Source organism: Candidatus Skiveiella danica (genome assembly GCF_022705245.1).
GTDB lineage: Bacteria > Pseudomonadota > Gammaproteobacteria > Burkholderiales > Burkholderiaceae_C > Skiveiella > Skiveiella danica.
Window position 1 is genome coordinate 19,509 of sequence record NZ_JAKJEW010000018.1, and the last position, 23,671, is coordinate 43,179.

Annotated in this window: 19 protein-coding genes; 15 read left to right on the forward strand and 4 right to left on the reverse strand. The window is 64.0% G+C overall.

Features of this window, described 5'->3' with window-relative positions; genetic code table 11:
* Positions 1 to 10 precede the first annotated feature (10 nt).
* The gene (gene purH / locus ACMUOY_RS11520) at positions 11 to 1,609 is read left to right on the forward strand and encodes a bifunctional phosphoribosylaminoimidazolecarboxamide formyltransferase/IMP cyclohydrolase (protein WP_413892867.1); all 1,599 of its coding nucleotides are present in this window, start codon (positions 11 to 13) and stop codon (positions 1,607 to 1,609) included.
* Between the two features lie 117 nt (positions 1,610 to 1,726).
* On the opposite strand, the gene hemL is transcribed toward purH, so the two are convergent.
* Positions 1,727 to 3,031, reverse strand: coding sequence for a glutamate-1-semialdehyde 2,1-aminomutase (gene hemL, locus ACMUOY_RS11525; protein WP_413892868.1), 1,305 nt, complete (start codon positions 3,029 to 3,031; stop codon positions 1,727 to 1,729).
* Complete coding sequence (gene thiD, locus ACMUOY_RS11530; RefSeq protein WP_413892869.1) at positions 3,015 to 3,947, reverse strand: bifunctional hydroxymethylpyrimidine kinase/phosphomethylpyrimidine kinase; 933 nt, start codon at positions 3,945 to 3,947, stop codon at positions 3,015 to 3,017. The genes hemL and thiD overlap by 17 nt, the downstream gene beginning before the upstream one ends.
* A 119-nt stretch (positions 3,948 to 4,066) precedes the next feature.
* On the opposite strand from thiD, the gene ACMUOY_RS11535 reads away from it, so the two are divergent.
* The 6 genes from ACMUOY_RS11535 to ACMUOY_RS11560 all read left to right on the forward strand — a co-directional run bounded on the left by ACMUOY_RS11535 (position 4,067) and on the right by ACMUOY_RS11560 (position 13,878).
* The gene (locus ACMUOY_RS11535; RefSeq protein WP_413892931.1) at positions 4,067 to 4,219 is read left to right on the forward strand and encodes a rubredoxin; all 153 of its coding nucleotides are present in this window, start codon (positions 4,067 to 4,069) and stop codon (positions 4,217 to 4,219) included.
* A gap of 64 nt (positions 4,220 to 4,283) precedes the next feature.
* Positions 4,284 to 4,682 (forward strand): response regulator, encoded by a 399-nt coding sequence (locus ACMUOY_RS11540; protein WP_413892870.1) that lies wholly within the window; start codon positions 4,284 to 4,286, stop codon positions 4,680 to 4,682.
* Entirely contained in the window at positions 4,682 to 5,047 is a 366-nt protein-coding gene (locus ACMUOY_RS11545) for a response regulator (protein ID WP_413892871.1), read from the forward strand. Before ACMUOY_RS11540 ends, ACMUOY_RS11545 begins: the two co-directional genes overlap by 1 nt.
* A gap of 10 nt (positions 5,048 to 5,057) precedes the next feature.
* Positions 5,058 to 5,588 carry a chemotaxis protein CheW gene (locus ACMUOY_RS11550; protein WP_413892872.1) on the forward strand — a complete coding sequence of 177 codons (531 nt, stop codon included), beginning with the start codon at positions 5,058 to 5,060 and terminating at the stop codon, positions 5,586 to 5,588.
* A gap of 20 nt (positions 5,589 to 5,608) precedes the next feature.
* Positions 5,609 to 7,900: a methyl-accepting chemotaxis protein gene (locus tag ACMUOY_RS11555; RefSeq protein WP_413892873.1), complete on the forward strand. Its 2,292-nt coding sequence runs from the start codon at positions 5,609 to 5,611 to the stop codon at positions 7,898 to 7,900.
* A gap of 50 nt (positions 7,901 to 7,950) precedes the next feature.
* Positions 7,951 to 13,878, forward strand: a complete 5,928-nt coding sequence (locus tag ACMUOY_RS11560; RefSeq protein ID WP_413892874.1) for an Hpt domain-containing protein — start codon at positions 7,951 to 7,953, stop codon at positions 13,876 to 13,878.
* 1 nt (position 13,879) lies between these two features.
* Here ACMUOY_RS11560 and ACMUOY_RS11565 read toward each other — a convergent pair whose 3' ends face one another.
* Positions 13,880 to 15,349: a cryptochrome/photolyase family protein gene (locus ACMUOY_RS11565; protein WP_413892932.1), complete on the reverse strand. Its 1,470-nt coding sequence runs from the start codon at positions 15,347 to 15,349 to the stop codon at positions 13,880 to 13,882.
* A gap of 48 nt (positions 15,350 to 15,397) precedes the next feature.
* Here ACMUOY_RS11565 and ACMUOY_RS11570 point away from each other — a divergent pair, with 48 nt between their 5' ends.
* The 6 genes from ACMUOY_RS11570 to ACMUOY_RS11595 all read left to right on the forward strand — a co-directional run bounded on the left by ACMUOY_RS11570 (position 15,398) and on the right by ACMUOY_RS11595 (position 20,155).
* Positions 15,398 to 15,997: a YqgE/AlgH family protein gene (locus ACMUOY_RS11570; protein ID WP_413892875.1), complete on the forward strand. Its 600-nt coding sequence runs from the start codon at positions 15,398 to 15,400 to the stop codon at positions 15,995 to 15,997.
* A 58-nt stretch (positions 15,998 to 16,055) separates the two neighbouring features.
* Positions 16,056 to 16,472 (forward strand): RuvX/YqgF family protein, encoded by a 417-nt coding sequence (gene ruvX / locus ACMUOY_RS11575; RefSeq protein WP_413892876.1) that lies wholly within the window; start codon positions 16,056 to 16,058, stop codon positions 16,470 to 16,472.
* A complete protein-coding gene (gene pyrR / locus ACMUOY_RS11580) occupies positions 16,469 to 17,044 on the forward strand; it encodes a bifunctional pyr operon transcriptional regulator/uracil phosphoribosyltransferase PyrR (protein ID WP_413892877.1) in 576 nt (191 codons plus the stop codon). The genes ruvX and pyrR overlap by 4 nt, the downstream gene beginning before the upstream one ends.
* A gap of 2 nt (positions 17,045 to 17,046) precedes the next feature.
* A complete protein-coding gene (locus ACMUOY_RS11585) occupies positions 17,047 to 18,009 on the forward strand; it encodes an aspartate carbamoyltransferase catalytic subunit (protein WP_413892878.1) in 963 nt (320 codons plus the stop codon).
* A 61-nt stretch (positions 18,010 to 18,070) separates the two neighbouring features.
* Positions 18,071 to 19,369: a dihydroorotase gene (locus ACMUOY_RS11590; RefSeq protein WP_413892879.1), complete on the forward strand. Its 1,299-nt coding sequence runs from the start codon at positions 18,071 to 18,073 to the stop codon at positions 19,367 to 19,369.
* Between the two features lie 15 nt (positions 19,370 to 19,384).
* Positions 19,385 to 20,155: a lysophospholipid acyltransferase family protein gene (locus tag ACMUOY_RS11595; RefSeq protein ID WP_413892880.1), complete on the forward strand. Its 771-nt coding sequence runs from the start codon at positions 19,385 to 19,387 to the stop codon at positions 20,153 to 20,155.
* A 91-nt stretch (positions 20,156 to 20,246) separates the two neighbouring features.
* Here the strand turns inward: ACMUOY_RS11595 and ACMUOY_RS11600 are convergent, their stop codons facing one another.
* The gene (locus tag ACMUOY_RS11600; protein ID WP_413892881.1) at positions 20,247 to 21,464 is read right to left on the reverse strand and encodes an ABC transporter ATP-binding protein; all 1,218 of its coding nucleotides are present in this window, start codon (positions 21,462 to 21,464) and stop codon (positions 20,247 to 20,249) included.
* A gap of 58 nt (positions 21,465 to 21,522) precedes the next feature.
* Here ACMUOY_RS11600 and ACMUOY_RS11605 point away from each other — a divergent pair, with 58 nt between their 5' ends.
* Both ACMUOY_RS11605 and ACMUOY_RS11610 read left to right on the forward strand, forming a co-directional pair.
* The gene (locus tag ACMUOY_RS11605; protein WP_413892882.1) at positions 21,523 to 23,142 is read left to right on the forward strand and encodes an ABC transporter permease; all 1,620 of its coding nucleotides are present in this window, start codon (positions 21,523 to 21,525) and stop codon (positions 23,140 to 23,142) included.
* 83 nt (positions 23,143 to 23,225) lie between these two features.
* Complete coding sequence (locus ACMUOY_RS11610) at positions 23,226 to 23,594, forward strand: ArsR/SmtB family transcription factor (protein WP_413892883.1); 369 nt, start codon at positions 23,226 to 23,228, stop codon at positions 23,592 to 23,594.
* The last annotated feature ends 77 nt before the right edge of the window (positions 23,595 to 23,671 follow it).

A 23,671-nucleotide genomic window follows, 5' to 3' on the forward strand; every position in this document is an offset into this window, starting at 1 on the left:
TCACCCCGCCATGAATGCACTGATTTCCGTATCCGATAAGACCGGTGTTGTTGACTTCGCCCGGGCCCTGCACGCGCTGGGCATCAAGCTGATTTCCACCGGCGGCACCGCCAGGCTGCTGGCAGAGCAGGGCCTGCCGGTAACCGAGGTGGCGCAAGTCACCGCATTTCCCGAGATGCTTGATGGCCGCGTGAAGACGCTGCATCCCAAGGTCCATGGCGGCCTGCTGGCGCGGCGCGATGTGCCGGAGCATATGGCGGCACTTGCTGCGCAAGGCATCGACACCATCGACCTCCTGGTGGTCAACCTGTACCCGTTCGAGGCCACGGTGGCCAAGGCTGGCTGCACGCTGGCCGACGCGATCGAGAACATCGACATCGGCGGTCCGGCCATGGTGCGCAGCGCCGCCAAGAACTGGGCCGATGTGGGCGTGCTGACCGATGCTTCGCAGTACCCGGCGGTGCTCGAAGAGCTCCAGGCCAACGGCAAGCTGTCCGCCAAGCTGCGCTTTGCGCTTTCGGTGGCCGCCTTCAACCGCATCGCCCAGTACGACGGCGCGATTAGTGACTATCTGTCGTCCGTCACATTTGAAGAGAACAAGCTGTCCGAGGCTTATGTGCCCGCGCGTTCGCTGTTCCCTGGCCAGTCCAATGGCCAGTTCATCAAGGTGCAGGATCTGCGCTATGGGGAGAACGCCCACCAGGAGGCCGCGCTGTACCGTGACCTCTACCCGGCGCCGGGTTCGCTCGTCACCGGCGTGCAGTTGCAGGGCAAGGAACTGTCCTACAACAACATCGCCGACGCCGATGCCGCGTGGGAATGTGTCAAGGGCTTCGACGCGCCGGCCTGCGTGATCGTCAAGCATGCCAACCCCTGCGGCGTGGCCGTGGGCAGGGATGCGTTGGAGGCTTACAGCAAAGCGTTCCAGACCGATCCGACCAGTGCCTTTGGCGGCATCATTGCCTTCAACCGCTCGGTAGACGGCGCGGCCGCCCAGCAGGTGAGCAAGCAGTTCGTCGAGGTGCTGATGGCGCCCGATTTCACGCCGGAGGCCCTGGACATCTTCAAGGCCAAGGCCAATGTGCGCCTGATGAAGATCGAGCTGCCCGCAGGGGGTGCCACGGCCTGGGAGCAGGGCCGCAATGCGATGGACGCCAAGCGGGTGGGTTCGGGCCTGCTGCTGCAGACCGCGGACAACCACGAAATGGCACTGGCCGATCTCAAGGTGGTGACAAAGGTGCAGCCCACGGCCGGGCAGTTGCAAGACCTGCTGTTCGCCTGGAAGGTGGCCAAGTACGTCAAGAGCAACGCGATTGTCTTCTGCGCCAACGGCATGACCATGGGCGTGGGGGCGGGGCAGATGAGCCGGCTGGACTCGGCGCGCATCGCCAGCATCAAGGCCCAGCACGCCGGCCTGTCGCTGGCCGGTACCGTCGTGGCGAGCGACGCCTTCTTCCCGTTCCGTGACGGCCTGGATGTGGTGGTGGATGCAGGCGCAACCTGCGTGATCCAGCCAGGCGGCTCCATGCGCGACCAGGAGGTTATCGACGCGGCCGACGCACGCGGCGTGGCAATGGTGTTCAGCGGGGTGCGGCACTTCCGCCATTGAGAATCTGGCAACGCCCCTCGCGGGGGCCCGCGGCAGGCAAAAGGCGGCTCATAAGCCGCCTTTTTGCATTCAATAGACTGCTTCCCAGCGTCAAATGGTCACATAGTGCTACTGAAGTTATAGTAATTTGAAGACTTCACGCGCCAGGCTGACGGTCTCGGCAAGGTCCGCGTCCTTGTGTGCGGCGCTGACGAAACCCGCTTCGTAGAGCGCTGGCGCTATGTAAACGCCACGGTCCAGCAGGCCATGAAACAGCTGGTTGAATCGTGCGCCGTCGGTTTTCATGACCTGCGGATAGTTCTGCGGCAGCGCATCAAGCAGGAAGAAGCCGAACATGCCGCCTTCGCTGTCGGCGCTGAACGCCAGGCCTTCCGCAGCGGCTGCGTTGCTCAGGCCGTCGACCAGCAAGCGGGTCTTGCGTGTCAACTCGTCGAAGAATCCCGGCTGGCTGATTTCACGCAAGGTGGCCAGGCCGCAGGCGGTGGCGACCGGGTTGCCCGACAGCGTGCCCGCCTGGTACACCGGGCCGAGCGGAGCCATCTGCTCCATGAGGTCGCGCCGTCCGCCAAATGCGGCCAGGGGCATGCCGCCACCGATCACCTTGCCCATCACCGTGATATCGGGCTGGAAGCCGGCAATGTCGCGCGAATAAACGCTCTGCGCGCCGCCGAGCGCCACTCGGAAACCGGTCATGACTTCATCAAACACCAGCAGCGCGCCGTGTTCTGTGCAGAGCTCGCGGCAGCGCCGCATGAAAGGCACCGAGGTGCGCACAAAGTTCATGTTGCCGGCGATCGGCTCGATCATCACGCAGGCCAGCTCCGGCCCGTGCAGCGCGAAGGCCTCTTCCAGTTGCGCGAGGTTGTTGTATTCGAGCACCAGCGTGTGCTGGACGACCTCGGGCGGCACGCCAGCACTGGTCGGATTGCCAAACGTGGCCAGCCCTGAGCCGGCCTTGACCAACAGCGCATCGGCGTGGCCGTGGTAACAGCCCTCGAACTTGATGAACTTGCTGCGGCCGGTGGCGCCGCGGGCCAGCCGGATCGCACTCATTGCGGCCTCGGTGCCCGAACTGACCAGCCGGACCATCTCCAGCGAAGGCACCCGACGGATGATCTCCTCGGCCAGTTCAATTTCACGTTCGGTCGGTGCGCCAAACGAAAACCCGTCCAGCGCCGCCTTCTGCACGGCTTCCAGCACCGCCGGGTGGCCGTGGCCCAGGATCATCGGACCCCAGGAGCCGATGTAGTCGATGTAGCGCTGGTCGTTCGCATCCCAGAAATAGGGCCCTTGGGCACGTTTCACAAAGCGCGGCGTACCGCCCACGGCCCGGAAGGCGCGCACCGGCGAGTTGACCCCGCCGGGGATGACCTGGCGGGCGCGCTCGAACAGGTTCACGTTGGCATCAGTGTTTGGTTTCATTGAAGGGCATTTCGTAAAGGTCGGGGGCTGCGGCACTTTCATCATCCTCGGCATCGTCGTCCTCGGGTTGGGCCCAGAAAAGGCGGTCCGGAACGACCGCGCCCATGCCGGGCCGAAAACCCGCGTCCAGGCAACGGTCCAGATAACTCAGCGCTTCGCTGGTGGCTTCCGAGAGGTCGCTTCCGGCTCCGATCAGTGCGGCCAGCGCGGCCGCCAGTGTGTCGCCGGCGCCCGCGAAAGAGGCATCGAATCGCTCGAACTTCTCGCTGCCCATGACGGTCTGCGGTGTGGCCAGCACGTTCTCGATGAACTGGTCGGGCAGAACAATGCCGGTGACCAGCACGTAGGAAACGCCCATCTCGGCTGCCGCCTTGGCGATGTCGCGCGCACTCGGGCTCTTGTCCGACGTCCAGTCCGGCAACAGCCAGCGCCACAAGGTACTGTGGTTTCCTACCAACACGGTGGTTTGTGGCAACAGCAGTTCGCGGACCGCATCCTGGTAGGTGTCGATCTGCCCCTCCTCCCACCAGGAAAGGTCGGGCATCCAGGCAATCAACGGGACCTCGGAATAGTCGGAGGCCAGTTCGGCAATCGCGCTGACATTCTCGGGGCTTCCGGCAAAACCGACCTTGATGACCTGCACCGGCGCATCCTCGAGGATGGCTCGCGCCTGCTCGGCGACCGCCTCCTCCTCAAAGGCGAAGAAATCGAAGATCCGGGTGGTATCGCGGACATAGGCGCCCGTGACCACCGGCAAGGCATGACCGCCGACCGATGCAATGGACAGGACGTCACCGGTCACTCCACCGGCACCCGTAGGGTCGCTGGCGTTGAACACCAGAACGCTGGGCGGCGCAGCGTCCTCGGAGGTTGGCGTCAAGGGTTCCGGGGAGGGAGGCGGTTTCGGGTTTGTCATGAGCCTGAAAGCGGGCGTAACACGGTGTCAATGGCCGGGATCAGCCGTCTTGCCTCTATACAATGATTGCATTCTATGTGAAGGCCTTTTAAGCTGTGACCAATTCGACGAAGACGTGGATGTGCCTGATTTGCGGGTGGATTTATGACGAAGCTGCAGGCGCACCGGATCACGGGATCGCGCCCGGTACGCTTTGGGCCGATGTCCCCATGAACTGGACGTGTCCCGAATGCGGTGCCCGCAAGGAAGACTTCGAGATGGTGGAAATCTGAGGCCTGGCCCGGACTTCGGTCCGGGACGATGCGGGAACCGAAACATAGCCAGGAGTGCAATGCAGTGAGTTCGACTGGATCGGGATACAAGGTGCTGGTCATCGATGACAGCAACACGATACGCCGCAGTGCGGAGATTTTCCTCAAGCAGGGTGGGCATGAAGTGTTGCTCGCCGAGGATGGTTTCGATGCGCTGGCAAAGATCAATGACTTCCGCCCCGACATGATCTTCTGTGACATCCTGATGCCGCGCCTGGATGGTTACCAGACCTGCGCGATCATCAAGAAAAACGTGAATTTTTCCTCGATTCCTGTGGTCATGCTTTCATCCAAGGATGGCGTGTTCGACAAGGCTCGAGGTCGTATGGTGGGGTCGCAGGACTACCTGACCAAGCCGTTTACCAAGGATCAACTGCTTCAGGCCGTCGCGCAGTTCGGTTCCGCCAATCAAGGAGTAATGTGATGACCATCCAGAAAGTGTTGATCGTTGACGATTCGAAGACTGAGTTGATGCACCTGACGGGCCTGCTCCAGAAGAACGGCTTTTCCGTGAAGACGGCCGAAAACGCCGAAGATGCCTTTCGTCGATTGGCCGAGGAAAAACCCGACCTGATCCTGATGGATGTGGTGATGCCGGGGCAGAACGGATTTCAGCTGACGCGGGCGATATCCCGCGACCCGCTCTACAAGGACGTTCCCATCTTCATGTGCACCAGCAAGACGCAGGAGACCGATCGGGTGTGGGGTTTGCGTCAAGGGGCGAGAGACTACATCACCAAGCCGGTTGAAGTCACCGATCTGCTGGCAAAGATCAGCGCCCTGAACTGATCGTCCGCCCATGGCCAGTCGTGAAGCACTCCGGGCCTTTCAGAGCCGCCTTGCCAACCGGTTGCAGGAGGCACGCACAACAGGCGCAGCTGCAGCTTGGCTTGCCGTCGAGGCCGCGGACGCCAGATACCTGTTTCCACTCAATCACGCAGGCGAAATTTTTCCATGGCGGACGGTTCAGGCTGTTCCGCACGCCCGGGATTGGTTCCTTGGCGTCGTCAACCTGCGCGGCGGCGTCAGCGGCGTCGTTGATCTTGGGGCGTTTGTGAAGCATGCGCCGCCGTCACATCGCAGTGATCTGGCGCAGAGCCAGTGCCGGCTTGTGGCATTCAGCGATGCCCTGAACATCAATTGCGTGGTTCTGATCGACAAGCTGCTGGGGCTGAAAAGCGTCGAGTCGTTTGTTGCTTCAAATCCGCCTGCCGCTGATGCCCCGGAGTTTTTCGGTCACAGCTATGTCGATTCGCAAGGTGCCGCGTGGCAGGAAATCAATCTGCAGGCACTTTCTCTCAATCCCCAGTTTCTCAGCATCAGTGCTTAAGTCCCAGGAAGGGTGTCACCATGTCCGTAATTGACCAGATCAACAAGCTTCTAGGCAAGAACGCCTCGCCCGCGCAGGCGCCGACCGATGCATCGCCGGCTGCAGAGGTGTTCGGCGACCAGGACCGGGCAGACGACCGCATGCCTGCTGCAGAAAGCGGGCAATTCAGCACGGCGGACTTTCCCGACAGCAAGATAGCGCTTGGCGCGGGCGGCAATGAAGGGGGCGGCAATGAAGGGGCGGCCGAGCTGCTCACTCTGCCAGTGTTGGGTACCCGCAGCATCGTTCAGCATCAGCGGATTCTGGCTGTGTTGCTGGGCACAGCCCTCGTGATTCTGACCGGCGTGACTTTCTTCGCGCTCAATCAGGCCGACAAGGTTGCCCAACAGGTGGCGGCAACCGGTCAGGCATTGATGCAGTCGCAGCGGCTGGCCAAATCGGTTTCACAGGCGCTGGTGGGCAGTCCCCAGGCTTTTCCGGATGTCCGTGAGAGCGCCGGCGTCCTGGCCAAGACCGTGCGTGGCTTGCGCGACGGTGATTCCGAATCGGGTCTCAAGGAAGTGCCACAGGCGGAAATGGGTGATGTCGACAAGGCCATTCCCCTGGTTGACCGGGCCGAGAAGAGTGCCAACACCGTGATGAGCCAGCAAAAGATCCTGACCCAGGTGGGCACCGCGCTGCGCACGATCAACCGGCAGTCGTCCGACCTCCTGGAGATCGCGGAAACCATTTCTTCCCTGAAGCTGCAGCAGAACGCTGCCGCCGCGGAGATTTCAGCGTCTGGTCAGCTGGTGATGTTGACGCAACGTATCGGCAAGTCGGCCAACGAATTCCTGACGATGGAAGGCGTGAGCCCCGAGGCTGTCTTCTTGCTGGGCAAAGACCTGAATTCGTTCAAGGAAATTGGCCAGGGGCTGCTTGATGGCAGCCCTGAGCTTCGTCTGGCCGGTTCCAAGGATCCCCAGACACGGGAACGGCTTGAAGCATTGCTCAAGCTCTATGAGGACACACGGGGTCAGGCGGGCGCAATCCTGGGCAACCTTCAGGGCCTGGTTTCCGCGCGCGAGGCGCAGGCCTCGATCGTTGCCGACAGCGAGCCGCTGCGCCGGGTACTTGAAGACCTGCAGGCCAAACTGTCGGCGCGTACGGGCCTCGGCGCTGGCGCCTTGGCCATCCTTTTGCTATCCGCGTTGCTGGCCCTTCTGTTCGCGGGCGGATTGGCCTATGTCCAGCTGCAGGACAGCCGTCAGCGTCAGCGGGTTGCGGAAAGCCAGCGCCTGGACGCTGAACGTCAGGAACAGGAAGCCAAACGCGTCAATGACGCCAACCAGGCCGCCATTCTGCGTTTGATGAACGAGCTGCAGACGGTGGCCGAGGGTGACCTGACGCAGGAAGCCACCGTGACCGAAGACATCACGGGCGCCATCGCCGACTCGGTGAACTACACCGTCGAGGAACTTCGCATGCTGGTCGGCAACGTTCAGAACACGGTCACCCGGGTGGCGCAGACGACGTCGCAGGTGGAGAACACGTCGACCGAACTGCTGGCAGCCTCGACCGAGCAGCTGCGTGAAATTCGCGAAACCGGCCAGTCGGTGCTGGACATGGCGGCCCGAATCAACGTGGTGTCATCGCAGGCCCAGGAATCGGCTTCGGTGGCGCGCAATTCTCTGATGGCCGCGGAGTCGGGCCTGTCCGCAGTGCAGAATGCGATCGGCGGTATGAACTCCATCCGCGACCAGATCCAGGAAACGTCCAAGCGGATCAAGCGGCTGGGCGAATCGTCCCAGGAGATCGGTGAAATCACCGAACTGATTTCGGACATTACCGAACAGACCAACGTGCTGGCCTTGAACGCCGCCATTCAGGCAGCGTCTGCCGGCGAAGCCGGGCGCGGCTTCTCGGTGGTTGCGGAAGAAGTGCAACGACTCGCTGAACGCTCTGCCGACGCGACGCGCCAGATCTCCGCGCTGGTGAAGGCGATTCAGACCGACACGCAGGACGCGGTTGCGGCCATGGAGCGTTCGACGCAGGGCGTGGTCGAGGGAGCCAGGCTGTCGGACAACGCCGGTACGGCGCTAACGGAGATCGACCGTGTGTCGCGTCAGCTGGCGGACCTGATCGCTCAGATCTCAGACTCCGCTTCGCGCGAAGCTGTTTCGGCGAACGAGGTGGCCGGAAACATCCAGCACATCTTCGCTGTGACCGAGCAGACCGGCGAAGGCACACGCTCCACGGCCAATCAGGTGCGCGAACTGTCACGAATGGCCGAAGAACTTCGCGAATCGGTTGCGCGATTCAAGATCGCCTGATCCGCGACTTTAGTTGACCCTCGCCCCTAACTTGCGGAGTTCGCCCAGTCATGCAAATTGAAGACGCTGTCGATGGGGCCGGTTCGGTTGCCGGTGTGGCGGACCTGGGGCCCTTGGCTTGGGTGCTCGATGAGCTGCGCAAGTCGCTGGAAGTCGCCAACAAGTCGTTGAAACGGTATGTGCGGGACGCTGAGGCCGCGCGGGGAACAGACTTGGCCTCGGTCGATGCGAGCCAGCTGCGCATGGCCCGTCAGCACATGCATCAGGCGGTTGGCGCCCTTGAAATGGTCGGTCTGCTCGCTCCGGCGCACATGCTCCGGGCCATGGAGGCAGCCGTTCAGCAGTTCGTGCAACGCCCGGAGCGCTGCAACGAAGCCTCTGCGGCCCTTCTCGAGCGCGCGAGTTTTGCCTTGCTGGAGTATCTGGACGTCATCATGGGCGGCGTCCAGGAGTCGGCGGTTGGCCTCTTCCCTCAATACCGTGATGCACAGGTGCTCGCGGGCGCTGAGCGCATCCATCCAGCCGACCTGTGGCCGGTTGAATGGCGATGGATTCGGCCTGATGTCGATCTCGACGGGGCGGTTTCCCTCGCCGGGGATGGTTCCGATCGCGGCCGCATGGATCAAGCCGTTTTGCGGCTCATGCAGAAGGGCGACACCACAGCCGCGGCGGAATTGCGTGACCTGAGCCTGGCTGTGGTGAAGCTGAATCCCCAAGGCGCGGAGGGAGTCTTCTGGATTCTCTGTTCGGGCTTTTTCGAGGCCGTCGCATCCGGCTCGCTTCCGGTGGATCTGTATGTCAAGCGGGCCGCATCCCAGGTTCTGATGCAATTTGCGGCCGAACCCCGCGGCGAACGGCATGTATCGGAGCGAATGGCCAAGGAGCTGCTGTTCTTCTGCGCACAGGCCTTGCCGGAAACCGGCCCGAAAACCCGGCACCTGGAGGCTGTTCGCAAGGCATATGACCTTGGCCGTTTTGTACCGGTGGACTACGAGTCCCGCCGGTATGGACGCTTTGATCCTGCCGTAGTCGCTCAGGCTCGCAAACGCATCGAAGCGGTCAAGGAAGCATGGTCTGCGCTGGCCGGTGGCGACGTCGTACGGCTCAAGAATATCGCGGACCAGTTCGGTCTGGTCGCGGACTCCATCATCAAGCTGCACCCACGCAGCGAGCGGCTGGCCGGCGGACTGAAGCACGCTGCCGAAGTCACGCAGCGCTCAGGCAAGGCGCCAGCAGCTGAAGTGGCTCTCGAAGTGGCCACGGCCGTGCTGTATCTGGAGGCCGCGCTGACCGACCGAAACCAGGATGAACGCGAACTGGCACAGCGCACCGATCGCCTGGCTGAACGTCTCGAGCAGGTCTGTGGCGGAAACAGCGCCGAACCGCTGGAAGCATGGATGGAGGAGTTGTATCGGCGTGTCAGTGACCGGCAGACCATGGGGACCGTGGTCGGGGAATTGCGCGCGACCCTGTCGGAAGCCGAAAAGGCGTTGGACCAGTTCTTCCGCAACCCGGACGATACGACCGCCCTCACGCCGGTTCCTGGCTTGCTGGCACAGATGCGGGGTGTGCTATCGGTGCTGGGGCTGGATCAGGCTTCGCAGGCGGTTGTCAGCATGCGCGACAACGTCGAGGAGATGCTGGTCACGAAGGTCGACGTCGAGCTCGCGCCAATGGCGGGGACTTTTGACCGGCTGGGAAACAATCTGGGTGCCCTCGGATTGTTGATCGACATGCTCAATTACCAGCCGGCTTTGGCCAAGAAGCTGTTTGTCTTCGATCCCGAACTGGGCGAACTGAGACCCGTGATGGGCCGCGCCACAACCAACGGGACGATCGGGTTGCCGGCATCCGATCATCCGGTGCTGCCCGTGTCTCAAGAGACCACGCGGGACGGCCAAGGCGCCGCTTCCCAATTTCTGGGCGACGCGAGTGCCGCGTCACTGGGGCCAGACTGGGCGTTGGACCTTGCTTTGCCCGGACCCATTCCTGATGAAGTCCGCGAACTCGCCAGGCAGGAAGTTGGCTCAGTGGAAGGCGTGCTGCCAGACATGGGTCTGCCGCCGATGGCGGTCGAACCGAGCGAGGGTTCAGGGCACGAGGCGTCCCGGGTCGAGGTCACAGAAATTGACGAAGACGATCTCCAGGACATCTTCCTTGAAGAGGCAAACGAAGTCATTGCCAATGGCCTTGAAGCGTTGGATCTGCTGGCGATCGATCCGCATGACCTGACGCAGCAGACCACCCTTCGGCGTGCCTTCCATACGCTCAAGGGCAGTTCGCGCATGGTCGGCCTGATGGAGTTCGGCGAGGCCGCATGGTCGCTGGAGCAACTGCTGAATGCCTGGCTGTCGGAACAGAAGCCCGCGAGTCCCGATCTGTGTGGTCTTTCCCGCGAAGCCCTGCTGGCCTTCCAGACCTGGGTCAGTGATATCTCGCATGCAACGGCGAGCCATTGGAGTGCGGCAGTGTTCCGCACTGCGGCCGACGCCCTGAGGAAAGACAACATCCGCCTGCCACTGGAACTTCAATCTGGGCCCCCCGCTGAGCTTGTCGAAGTGACCCAAGTCGAGGTTGATCCCGGGACACCGGCGCTCGAAGAGATCCCCGATGCGGAGTTTTCTGAGATCACCGATCTTGCGCCGATGGTGGAGGAGTCGATACCGGCTGAATCCATGGCGCTGGAGGAGCCTGATCTGGCCGGATACCTGGACGCGACGGCTTCGGGGCCCCTGGAGCCCATCGACGTGCCCGGCGCGCAGGAGATCGTTTCGATTGAGGTCGATTTCGACAGCTTGGCGGAACTGGTCCCGGTTTCCGCGACCCAGGCCGAAGGCGGCGTTGTCGAGCCGCTGGTGGCCATGGAGGAAATACCACTTGCCGAGCCGGAGCGGGATCTCGTGCCGCCGGTTTCGGACATGGTGGAGGAGGAGCAGATCAAGGTGATCGGCTCCCTGCGCATCGGTATTCCGTTGTACAACGTGTACCTGAATGAAGCAGACGAGTGGTCCCGTCGCTTGTCGAACCAACTGTCGGAATGGTCGCTTGAAGTCCATCGACCGGTGCCATCCGACGCAGAGGCGCTCGCCCACTCACTTGCGGGAAGTTCCGCGACCGTGGGTTTCTCCTCACTCTCCGACATGGCACGGGCGCTTGAGCATGCCCTACAACACATGGCGGGTCAACAGGGTGGCACGGACCACCAGGGGCGCGTGTTCAGGGAAGCCGCGGAGGACATACGCCGGCTGCTCCACCAATTCGCCGCAGGCTTCCTGAAAGAGCCGAATCCCTTCATTCTGGAAGAGTTACGGGCACTTGAATTTGGCGACGCGGTATTTGCAAGCCAGGTGGTCGAGGCGCCGGTTTTCCCTCTGGAGCCGGCGCAGACCTTGGCAGCACCGCTTGTGGAAGACATGCAGCCGGTGGCCCCGACTGCCGAGTCATTCGCAGAACCGGCCGTCAGCGATAGTTTGCATGATGACGTGCTGGACGCGACGATGCCGGTTGAGGGTGTCGAACCCGCACCAGCGCCGGTGCCGGTGGAGGTCAGGCCTCCCGAGGTGCTGCCGGTGGCTGAAATTTTCGCGCAGCGCGCGTTCGAAGGCCAGACCAGTGAAACCGACGATATCGATCTCGTCGATGTGCTCGATCCGGACCTCTTTCCAATTTTCGAGGAAGAAGCGGGCGAGCTGCTGCCACAGCTGGGCGGCGCCCTGCGCCAGTGGAGCGCCAGACCTGAGAACGTGACCGCACGCGGCGAGGTATTGCGCGCTTTGCATACGCTCAAGGGCAGTGCGCGCCTGGCCGGTGCGTTGCAACTCGGTGAAATGGCGCACCGGATGGAGTCCGAAATCGAAGCGATCGGCTCTGGCGATATTCACGGTGAAGATGTCGCCCCGTTGATGGCTCGGCTCGACGCGATCGAGGGGAAATTCGAAGCGTTGCGCAAGATCAACCTGCAGACCTTCATGCCCGAACTGCTTGAGCCAATGGCGTCGGCATTGGTTCAGGAGGCCCCCGTGTTCGCGGCGCCCGGGACCGAAGAGGCGCCCGTCGAGCGGGGTGTCATTGCCCAGCCGTCGCCCATGCTGGTCGCGCCAGTGCGGGCAGCGGCCAATCAGGTGGTCCGCGTCCGGGCCCAGTTGCTGGACCGGATGGTGAACCAGGCTGGCGAGGTCATGATCACCCGTTCGCGTCTGGAAGCCGAGATGACCCAGCTTCGGGACTCGCTACAGGACCTGACCGGCAACCTGGATCGTTTGCGGCACCAACTGCGTGACATCGAATTGCAAGCCGAAAGCCAGATGCAGTCCCGCATGGCGCAGGCCAAGGACTCACAGCAGAACTTTGACCCACTGGAGTTTGACCGCTTCACGCGGGTGCAGGAATTGACCCGCATGATGGCGGAATCGGTCAACGACGTGGCCACGGTGCAGCGCAATCTGCAGCGCACGGTGGACGCCACGGAAGACGATCTGGTCGCCCAGGCGCGCCAGACCCGGGCACTGCAGCAGGATCTGCTGCGCACCCGCATGATGGAGTTCGAGGGCATTTCCGAACGCCTGTACCGGGTCGTGCGGCAGGCGTCCAAGGACACCGCCAAACAGGTCAAGCTCGACATCAACGGAGGCTCGATTGAAATGGACCGGGGCGTGCTCGATCGCATGACGGCGGCATTCGAGCACCTGCTGCGCAATTGTGTCGTTCACGGCATAGAAGAACCGTCCGTGCGCACCAGTGCGGGCAAGGATTCTGTCGGGACGATCACGATCGATCTGCAGCAAGCCGGCAATGACGTGTCGGTGAGCTTCACCGATGATGGCGCGGGGCTGGACCTGCCCCGGATTCTGGAGAAGGCCATACAGCACGGCCTGGTTCCTGCCGATCAGACCCTGTCGGACGAGGAAGTCGCCAGTCTGGTGTTCATGCCGGGATTCACCACAGTCACCGAAGTGACCGAGCTCGCCGGGCGCGGGATCGGCATGGATGTCGTGCGCTCTGAAGTCCAGGCGCTCGGTGGCCGTATCGAGACATCAACCCAGCAAGGGCGAGGCACCAGTTTCAAGCTGGTGCTCCCGCTGACCACGGCGGTGACGCAGGTTGTCGTCATGCGCTCGGGGACAATCTCCTTGGGCGTTCCGGCCAACCTGGTTGAACTGGTGCGGCGGGTGACGGCCCGAGAACTGCAGCAGGCTTACAGCGATGGTTTCATCGACTTTGCCGGTGAGTCGGTGCCTTTCTTCTGGTCGGGCGCCTTGCTCCAGTCTTCGGCCCACAGCGTTGAACCTACCGCGAAAACGATGCCTATCGTCGTGTTTCGCAGCGCCTCGCAACGGGTTGCCGTTCACCTGGACGAGATTCTGGGCAACCAGGAAGCGGTGGTCAAGAACCTGGGTCCCCAGCTGTCCAGGCTCCCGGGCCTGGCCGGCATGACCGTGCTGGCATCCGGAGCGGTGATTCTGATCTACAACCCGGTGGCATTGGCCGCCGTCTATGGCGAGCAGGCACGACAACTCAGTGGGTCGAGCGGGCGCCCGTCAGAAGGTGCGGCATCCGATACTGGTGCGACAGCACCGGCGCTTAGCGCACCGGTTTCAGAAGTGCCGCTGATTCTCGTCGTCGACGACTCCATCACAGTGCGCCGCGTCACGCAGCGCCTGTTGCAGCGCGAGGGCTATCGAGTTGCCTTGGCCGCCGACGGGCTGCAGGCACTGGAATGGCTGCAGGACGAGCGTCCCGCGGTTGTCCTTTCAGACATTGAAATGCCGCGCATGGACGGTTTCGATCTGGCCCGCAACATTCGCGCCGACGCACGCCTGAAGATGCTGCCGATCATCATGATTACCTCCCGCATCGCCGAAAAGCACCGCGAGCATGCCACAGCGCTGGGCGTCAATCACTATCTGGGCAAGCCTTATTCCGAAGAAGAGTTGCTCAGCCTGGTGCGGCGTTATACGCAAGAGATCGTGAGCGCCTGAGTCATCTCTTGCGTGGTTTTGCCGGCTGCCCGTCGACCTTGCGGATGACGGCATAGCGGTTCAACGTCGTTTCGCGGGCTTCGGCGTGGGAGACCAGAGGCGTCGGGTAGTCCCGTCCCAGTTCCACGCCGGCCGCCAGCAAGGTTTCGGGATCAGATTCCCAAGGCGCGTGCAGCGCGTTTGCAGGCAGCCTGGCAAGTGACGGCAGATAGCGGCGGATGAACCGGCCCTCGGCATCGAACTTTTCGCTCTGGCTTACCGGATTGAAGATGCGAAAGTAAGGCTGGGCGTCACATCCGGTGGAACTGGACCATTGCCAGCCTCCGTTGTTTGAGGCGAGGTCGTAGTCATTGAGGTGCGCCGCGAAATAGCGCTCGCCCCGGCGCCAGTCAATGCCAAGGTCCTTGACCAGAAAGCTCGCCGCGATCATGCGCAACCGATTGTGCATATAGCCTGTCTGGTTGAGTTGCGCCATCGCCGCATCGACGATGGGATAGCCGGTGCGCCCTTCGCACCAGGCCGCGAAAAGCCGATCTGCATGCTTTCCATGTTCCCAGTGAATCGCGTCATATTCCGGCTTGTAGCTGCGTGTGACCACGTGCGGAAAGTGGGCCAGCACCTGCGCATAGAAATCACGCCAGATCAGTTCACCCAGCCAGACGCGGGCGCCCTCGCTGGCCGCATCCGCACGCTCGTGCGCGGCTGCGGCCAATTGGCGAATCGAGACGGTGCCAAACCGCAGGTGGACGCCGAGGTAGCTGGGGCCCTTGATCCCGGGGAAGTCCCGGGTCTCGTGGTAGTGGTCCATGCGTGCCAGAAACTCTTTGAAGAGTTGCTGACCCCCCGCCGCACCGGTCGGCAGCCTGAGTTCGGTCAGGTTGGTGGTCTCGAATCCGAAGGCTTCCAGCAAAGGGACCGGGTGGCGGTACGGTTCTGGTCGCTGCGCCAATGCCAGCGCATGCTTTTGCACAGGAAAGGGCTTGAGGTAGTAAGGGTCGACCTTCTTGAGCCAGGCATTGCGGTAGGGCGTGAACACGCCATAGGGCGTGCCATTCGCAGTCAGGATTTCGTCGCGCTCAAACACGACATGGTCCTTGTAGGTGTGCAGCGCAATCCCCTCGTCAGCCAAGGCGCCGCGCACGATGGCGTCGCGTTCGATCGCCTGCGGCTCATAGTCATGGTTGGCAAAGACCGACTCGACGCCCAGGCTAAGGGCCAGCCGAGGAATTTCCTGGCGCGCCACGGCATGGCGGACGATGAGGCCGGCGTGTTCCTGAGCTGCCAGTTTGCGCAAGTCCTCGTCCAGGGCCACGAGCGACTCCCGGATGAACTCGACGCGCCGATCGGCCCGCGGAAGTGGATCCAGGATCTCCTGATCCAGGACGAACACGCAATGCACTTGCGCGCAATTCCTGAGCGCGTGATGGAGCGCAGCATTGTCCTGGGCGCGAAGATCACGCCGGAACCACATCAGCCCCTTGTGAAAAGCCTTGGATCTGTTCACCGCTAAAATTCCCTCATGCCGGCCGATTCTGCTCCCATCAACCTGACGCATCATTTCCTGATCGCCATGCCCGGGTTGCAGGACGAGGCATTCAGCCGCAGCGTCGTCTACCTGTGCGAGCACAGCCAGAACGGAGCGCTTGGCCTGATCATCAACAAACCCTCCGATCTTCACCTGAAACACCTTTTTGACAAGGTGGACCTGCCGTTGCGTCGCGCCGACCTGTCGGATGCGTTGGTTTTTCACGGCGGCCCGGTGCAGACTGAACGGGGCTTCGTGCTTCACGAGCCCCTTGCAGCCGCGCGAAGCGGCGCCGACGATTCAACCTACGCGTCGACCATGGTCATACCCGGCGGCCTGGAAATGACGACGTCCAAGGATGTGCTGGAAGCACTTTCCACCGGAGCAGGACCCCGGCGCGTGCTGGTTTCTCTTGGCTATTCCGCCTGGGGGGAGGGGCAACTGGAATCCGAACTGGGCGAGAACGCCTGGTTGACGGTTGCGGCTGATCCTGCGGTGATCTTCGACACGCCCATCGAGCAGCGTTATGACCGGGCCTTGGCCCTGCTGGGCCTGCAGGCGTGGATGTTGTCGCCGGACGTGGGGCACGGATGACCGCGGCCGGCGGGGCGCGACCCGGGCTCTCCTGCGGCGGGCTGACAGGCACAGGCCCATGACAGTTGTGCTCCCCCGCGAAGTCCCCGTCCAACTCCAGTCCTTCCTGGCGCTGGATTTCGGGCTCAAGCGCACCGGTGTGGCCACCGGGAACCGCTTGTTGCGCAGCGCCACGCCGCGGGGCACGATTCAGGCAGAAGGCGACGCACGGTTCGCACAGATTGCGGCCCGCATCGGCGAATGGGCGCCCGACGCCTTGGTCGTCGGCATTCCGTTTCATCCGGATGGTGCGGCCCATGAAAACACCCGCCGGGCGCAGCGTTTTTCCCGGCAACTGCAGGGCCGCTTCGGCCTGCCCGTGTTCGAAGTCGATGAGCGCTACAGCACGACCGAGGCTTTGCAGGCCGGCGCGCGCGACGCCGATGCCGCGGCCGCCTGCATCATTCTCGAGCAGTTCCTGAGGACTCTTTCATGAGCAAACCAAGCGACAACCTGCCCGCCGCGGCGGAGCCAGCCGCCCCCGCGGGCGGCGCGGAAGCCTTGCCTCCCGGCCTGGGCCTGGTGCTGGACGCCGAGGCCCTGTATGGCGAACTCCGAAAAGGGGTGCGCGCGCTTTGCACGGCGCAGACGCGGCTGGTGGGCATCACCTCCGGTGGCGCCTGGCTGGCGCAACGCCTTCAGTCCGATCTGGGCCTGCCGGGTACGGCAGGGTCGATCTCATCGGCCATGCACCGCGATGACTTCGCGCGGCGCGGTCTCTCCTCGGGCGGGCAGACCTCGCTGCCGTTCGATGTCAACGGCGCCGAGATCATCCTGCTGGACGATGTCCTGTACACCGGACGAACCATCCGCGCGGTGATCAACGAACTGTTCGACTATGGGCGACCGGCCAGCGTGCGGCTGGTGGTGCTGGTGGACCGCGGCGGGCGGGAACTGCCGATCCAGGCGGATTTTGCTGCCGCAAGAGTGACCATGCCACCGGCCCGGTCGCTGGCGCTGGCGCGCGACGCCAGCGGCGGCTTCAGCTTTCACGTGGAAGGGCACTGAAGATGCTGCACAAACGCAACCCCCAGCTCAACCGCAACGGCGAACTGATCCACCTGTTGTCCACCGAAGGGCTGTCCCGGGACATCCTGACCCATATCCTGGACATGGCCGCCAACTTCGTGAGTGTCAGCGACCGCGAAGTCAAGAAGGTGCCGCTGCTGCGCGGCAAGAGCGTCTTCAACCTGTTCTTTGAAAACTCCACGCGCACACGCACCACTTTCGAAATTGCCGCCACGCGCCTGAGCGCCGACGTGATCAACCTTGACATTGCGCGCTCCTCTGCCGCCAAGGGTGAGTCCCTGCTGGACACCATCGCCAACCTGAGCGCGATGGCTGCAGATATCTTCGTGGTGCGGCACAGCGAGTCCGGCGCACCCTACCTGATTGCGCAGCACGTGGCGCCCCATGTGCATGTGATTAACGCCGGCGATGGCCGGCACGCGCACCCCACCCAAGGCCTGCTGGACATGTACACGATCCGGCATTACAAGAAGGATTTTTCCAATCTGACAGTCGCCATCGTCGGCGACGTTTTGCATTCGCGTGTCGCTCGCTCCGATATTCATGCGCTGACGACGCTGGGCTGCGCCGAGGTTCGCGTGGTCGGGCCCAAGACCCTGGTGCCCGGCGACATGGCGCCGATGGGCGTGCGGGTGTGTCATACGCTGGAGGAGGGCATCCGCGGCTGCGACGTGGTCATCATGCTGCGCCTGCAGAACGAGCGCATGAGCGGCGCGCTGCTGCCGTCGAGCCAGGAGTTCTTCAAGCATTTCGGCTTGACGCCCGAGAAACTGCAGCTGGCCAAAGCCGATGCCATCGTGATGCATCCGGGCCCGATCAATCGCGGCGTCGAGATCGACTCGGCCGTCGTGGACGGCCGGCAAAGCGTGATCCTCCCGCAGGTCACGTTCGGCATCGCGGTGCGCATGGCGGTCATGAGCATCGTCGCCGGCAACGAGGCGTGAGCATGGTCCGGGCGAAACCCTTGCTGTCCTTTGCAGTCCGTGATTCCGTGAAGGAACGAACATGAAAATACTGATCCAGGGCGGACGCGTCATCGATCCGGCGTCCCGGTTTGACGCCATCGCAGACGTTGCGGTCGCGGCGGGCCGCATCCTGTCGATCGGGCCGGCGCCCGCCGACTTCACACCCAACCGGGTGATCCCAGCCGCCGGCTGCGTCGTGGCCCCGGGCCTTGTGGACCTCGCGGTGCGCCTGCGCGAGCCGGGCCACGAGCACGAAGGCATGCTGGAGAGCGAGCTGGCGGCGGCCGTGGCCGGTGGTGTGACCAGCGTGGTCTGTCCACCCGACACCGACCCGGTGCTGGACGAGCCCGGGCTGGTGGAGATGTTGCGTATGCGCGCGGAAAGGCTGCACCAGTCGCGTGTTTTCCCGCTGGGCGCGCTGACCCGTGGACTGCAAGGCGAGGTGCTGACCGAAATGGCGCAGCTGACCGATGCCGGCTGCGTGGGGTTCAGTCAGGCCGACGTGCCGCTGGGCAACACCCAGGTGCTGCAACGGGCCATGCAGTACGCCAGCACCTTTGGCTACAGCGTCTGGCTACGGCCCCAGGAGTTGTACCTGGGGCGCGGCGTGGCCGCCAGCGGACCGCTCGCCACGCGCATGGGCCTCGCCGGCGTGCCGGTGGCCGCCGAGACCATTGCCCTGCACACCATCTTCGAGCTGATGAAGTCGACCGGCGCCCGGGTGCATCTGTGCCGCCTCAGCAGCGCAGCCGGGGTGGACCTGGTGCGCAGGGCTCGCCAGGAGGGTCTGAAACTGACCTGCGACGTCAGCATCAACTCGCTGCACCTGACCGAGAACGACATCGGCTACTTTGACAGCCGCGCCCGCCTGAACCCGCCGCTGCGCCATCAGCGCGACCGCGATGCGTTGCGTGCCGCGCTGGCCGACGGCACGATCGATGCCCTGGTGTCCGATCACACACCGGTGGCTGCCGATGCCAAGACCTTGCCCTTTGCCGAAGCCGAGCCCGGCGCCACCGGGCTCGAGTTGCTGTTGAGCCTGGCCCTCAAGTGGGGGCAGGACAGTGACGTCGGCCTGCTTCGCACCCTTGACGTGCTGACCCACGCTCCGGCGCAGGTGCTCGGCGAGCACCTTGGCGCGGCCCATTCGGGCGTGGGGCAGCTTGTGAACGGCGGCCCGGCCGACGTGGTGGTTTTCGACGCCGCGGCCGAATGGGCGGTGCAGCCGGCGCAACTTCGCAGCCAGGGCCGGCATACGCCTTTTGAAGGTTATGCCGTTCCGGGGCGCGTGCGCTGCACGCTGGTCGCCGGACATGTCGCCCATGGGGCGGCCGACTGAAGCGCGCCCTGCCGCATGAACCGTTTGCGTGCCGTCGGCCGGATGATGCGCGGGTTGCTGCACATCGGCGCCGGCTTCTGGCTGGTTTTTGTCCGGTTCCCGCGCCTGCAAACCACCCATCGTGAGGCGGCCGTGCAGGCCTGGGCCCAGCGCATGCTGGCGGTCTGCGGCATCGGGCTCACCATTCGCGGTGAGCCGCCGGCCAAAGGTCCTTTGCTGCTGGTGGCCAACCATATCTCCTGGCTGGACATCCTGGTGCTGCACGCAGCGCGCCATTGCCGCTTTGTCTCCAAGTCCGATGTGCGCCATTGGCCGCTGATCGGCACGCTGGCCACCGCCTCGGGTACGCTCTACATCGAGCGCGCCTCGCGCCGCGACGCCATGCGGGTGGTGCATCACATGGCGGAAGCCTTGCGTGGGGAGGAGGTGGTTGCCATCTTTCCGGAAGGCACGACGGGCGACGGCATCACCCTGCTGCCATTTCACGCCAACCTGATTCAAGCAGCGATCTCGGCCGACGCGCCGGTGGTGCCGGTGGGCCTGCGCTTTGTGGACGACCTGAGTGGCGACACCAGCCTGGCGCCGTCGTATGTTGGCGACGAGAGCCTGTTGGGCTCTTTCTGGCGCACGCTGTGCGCGCCCGGCATCACCGCGCTGGTCAGCTATGGCGAACCCCAGCGCGCCGAGGGCCGCGACCGCCGGACCTGGGCCCACGACTTGCACGCCACGATCGATGTTCTGCGCGTGCATGGGCCACGGTCCGGGCACCCTGCGCCAATAAAATAGATAGCAAACTTCGACCTGCCTGCGCTGGGAAGATGCCGAAAATGTTTGAAAACAGGCTTGGCTGACGCCTGCCAGGCGGCTGCGGTGCCGCTCAGTCAGCGGCGCCCACGGTCGAAGGCGCGCGGGCGGCCGCGCCGCGAACCAGCGTGACCGCATGCTCGCCGTCGGCCTTGGCCGGATCGCCACACGGCTCGCTGCAGGCCGCGGCGCAGGGCAATTCGCACATGCCGCCCTTGCCCGGCGGGCAGGCGCGGTTGAAGGTGACGACATGGTCCACCTCGGCGCGGATGCCGATCCACTCGCCGACCGTGTGGTTGTGGTGGCTCGGCACATGGGCCAGCACGGTTTCGCCGCTGGCCAGACGCAGCGTGTAGAGGAATTCAGAACCGCGAAACGCCTTGCGGATGATCTCCGCCTTCACCGGCGCCTCGTCGTCGTGGACGATGTCGTCGGCGCGCAGCAGCACGTCGCACTCGCCTTGGGCGTAGGCGCAGGGCAGGGGGCATTCGGCCACATCGCTCAACTCACCCAGGGCGGTCTTGACCATCACCTGTTGGTTCACCTCGCGCAAGGTGGCCGGGGTGAACACGCCATGGCCGATGAAGTTCGCCACGAACCGGGTCGCGGGCCGGTGATAGAGGGTGTAGGCGTCGTCCCACTGGTGCAACTGCCCTTCGTGCATCACGCCAATGGCATCGCCGATCGCAAAGGCTTCGAGCTGGTCATGGGTCACGAACAGCGCCGTGGCCTGCGCCGCCTTCAGGATGGCGCGCACTTCGTGCGCCAGGCGCTCGCGCAGGTCCACGTCGAGGTTGGAAAACGGCTCGTCCAGCAGCAGCAGGCGCGGCTCGGGCGCCAGCGCTCGGGCCAGCGCCACGCGCTGCTGCTGGCCACCGGAGAGTTCATGCGGATAGCGCTGCTCGGTGCCGGAGAGCCCCACCAGATCCAGCACTTCGGCCACGCGCGTGGCGCGTTGCGTGCGGGGCAGGCTGTGGATGCCGAAGCCGACGTTCTGCCCCACATCCAGATGCGGAAACAGCGCGTAGTCCTGGAACACCATGCCGATGCGCCGCAGCTCGGGTGCGAGCGTGCTGCCCGCGCGGCTGACCACCTCGCCACCGAGGCGGATCTCGCCGGCACTCACCGGCTCCAGCCCGGCGACGGCTCGCAGCAGGGTGGTCTTGCCGCAGCCGGACGGGCCGATCAGCACGCCGATCTCGCCGGCCCGCAAGCCGAACGACGCCCCGCGGACTGCGGCCTGCGCCCGACCGGGGTAGTGCACATCGAGTTGGCGAACTTCCAAGAACATGAAAAACATTGTAGATGATTACAATTCTCATTTGCCCTGTCGTGGATCCCTTCGTCTCATGCCGCTGCGCTGGCTTCAAAGATTCTTCCTGCTGCTGATCCTTGTCATGCTGTGCGTGCCCGTGCTTGCGGTCATGGGTTCATGGCTGCAGTGGGACGTCGTCACCGCGGACATCCTGCAGCAGATGGGCAGCACGGTGCTGCCCGACTACGCGTGGACCACGCTGCGCTTGTGCCTCATGGTGGCGCTGGGGACCGTGGTGATCGGAAGCGCCAGCGCGGCCGCCGTGACCCTGTTCGAGTTTCCTGGCCGGCGGGTGGCCGAGTGGGCCTTGCTGCTGCCGCTGGCCATGCCGGCGTACGTGGTGGCGTATGCCTACACCGATTTCCTGCAGTTCAGCGGCCCGCTGCAGACTGGCTTGCGGGCCGTGTTCGGGCTGGAAGGGCGCGTGTTTCCAGAGGTGCGCAGTCTGGGCGGCGCGGCCTGGGTGTTCACATTTTCGCTTTATCCCTATGTGTATCTGCTGGCCCGCACGGCACTGGGCGAACGTGCGACCCATTTGATGGAGGCGGCGCGTCTGCTCGGCGCGCCGATGTCCCGGCGCATCCGCGAGGTGGCACTGCCGCTGGCGCGTCCGGCGATCGCCGCCGGAGCAGCGCTGGCGCTGATGGAGACCCTGGCCGACTTTGGCGTGTCGAGCTACTTCGGCATCCAGACCTTCTCGGCCGGCATCTACAAGGCCTGGCTGGCGATGGACAACCGGATCGCCGCTGCGCAGCTGGCCACCGTGCTGCTGGTGGTGGTGATGGTGCTGCTGAACCTGGAGCACCGGGCGCAAAAGCGCATGCGTTTCTCCAGCGTGCGAGGCGCTCGCGCCAGCGCCGTCGAGGCCCAAGCCGCGCCGCTGGCCGGGATTCGCCTCGCCGCAGTGTGGGTGGTCTGCACGGTGCCTGTGCTGCTGGGTTTCGTGCTGCCGGTGATCTTCATGCTGCGTCCGCTGGCGGCCGACTGGTCGGTGTTGCCATGGACCGGCTTTGTCGCCTGGTCCTACAACAGCGTGCGGCTCGGTCTGGCCACCGCCTTGGTGGCCGTCGCCATGGCGCTGTTGTTGGCTTTCAGTGCGCGCCGTGAGGCGGGACGGTTCACGCGCGCCGTGGTGCAGCTGGCCGGCCTCGGTTACGCGATTCCAGGCGCGGTGATCGTCGTGGGCCTGCTGCTGCCGGTGGGCTGGCTGCAGGCGGTGGCACCGGACACCCGCGTGGGCTATGTCATGACAGCGACCGCGTTCGGTCTGGTCTGGGCCTATCTCGTGCGTTTCTGTGCGGTGGCCCTGCAGTCAGTGCAGAGCGGGTATGCGCGCATCCCGGCCAGTTTCGACGACTCCGCCCGTATGCTGGGCACGGCCGGATTCGGGCTCATGCGGCGTGTGCACTGGCCGCTGCTCAGGCGCTCGACCGCAGCCGCGGCGCTTCTGGTGTTCGTCGATGTGATGAAGGAACTGCCCGCCACCCTGGTGCTGCGCCCTTTCAACAGCGACACGCTGGCCGTCGTAGCCTACCAGCTTGCGCGCGACGAGCGCCTTGGTGAAGCCGCCTTGCCGTCGCTGGCGCTGGTGCTGGTGGGCCTGATCCCGGTGATCCTGCTCAGCCGCACCTTGCGTCCGGGCACCCGGCGCTGAAGTGTCGCAACAATCGTTGCGTGGCGCCCTAATACGCGTATATTCGGAATCACAAAACCAATCTGTTCGGGAACCCTGCAAGCATGGCCAAGAGCAAAGCTGTCGTGGATACGTCGCCCATCACCGAGTCCGACGAGGTGTTCGAACTGGCGGCTGAACTGTTTCGCGTCATGTCGGCACCCATGCGGCTGAGGATCATCAGCAGCCTGTGCAATGGCGAGAAAAACGTGGGCGAGCTGCTGCGTGAGATCGATACCACGCAACCCAACATGTCGCAGCACCTGCACACCTTGTACCAGTCCGGCGTGCTCGGCAAACGGCGCGAAGGCGTGCAGATTTTCTATCGCATCATCAACGACAACGTCGTCACCCTGTGCCGGGCCGTCTGCACCCAGATCGCCATCGAGGGCGATCCTCGCAGCATCGGCGCCAACCTGAAAACCGGCAAGTGAAGCCCCGCCTTGGGGGGCGTTTTCCCCGCCGAACATGCCGTGCCCGGCTGGTGCCTCGGGTTGCTGCGCCATCGAAG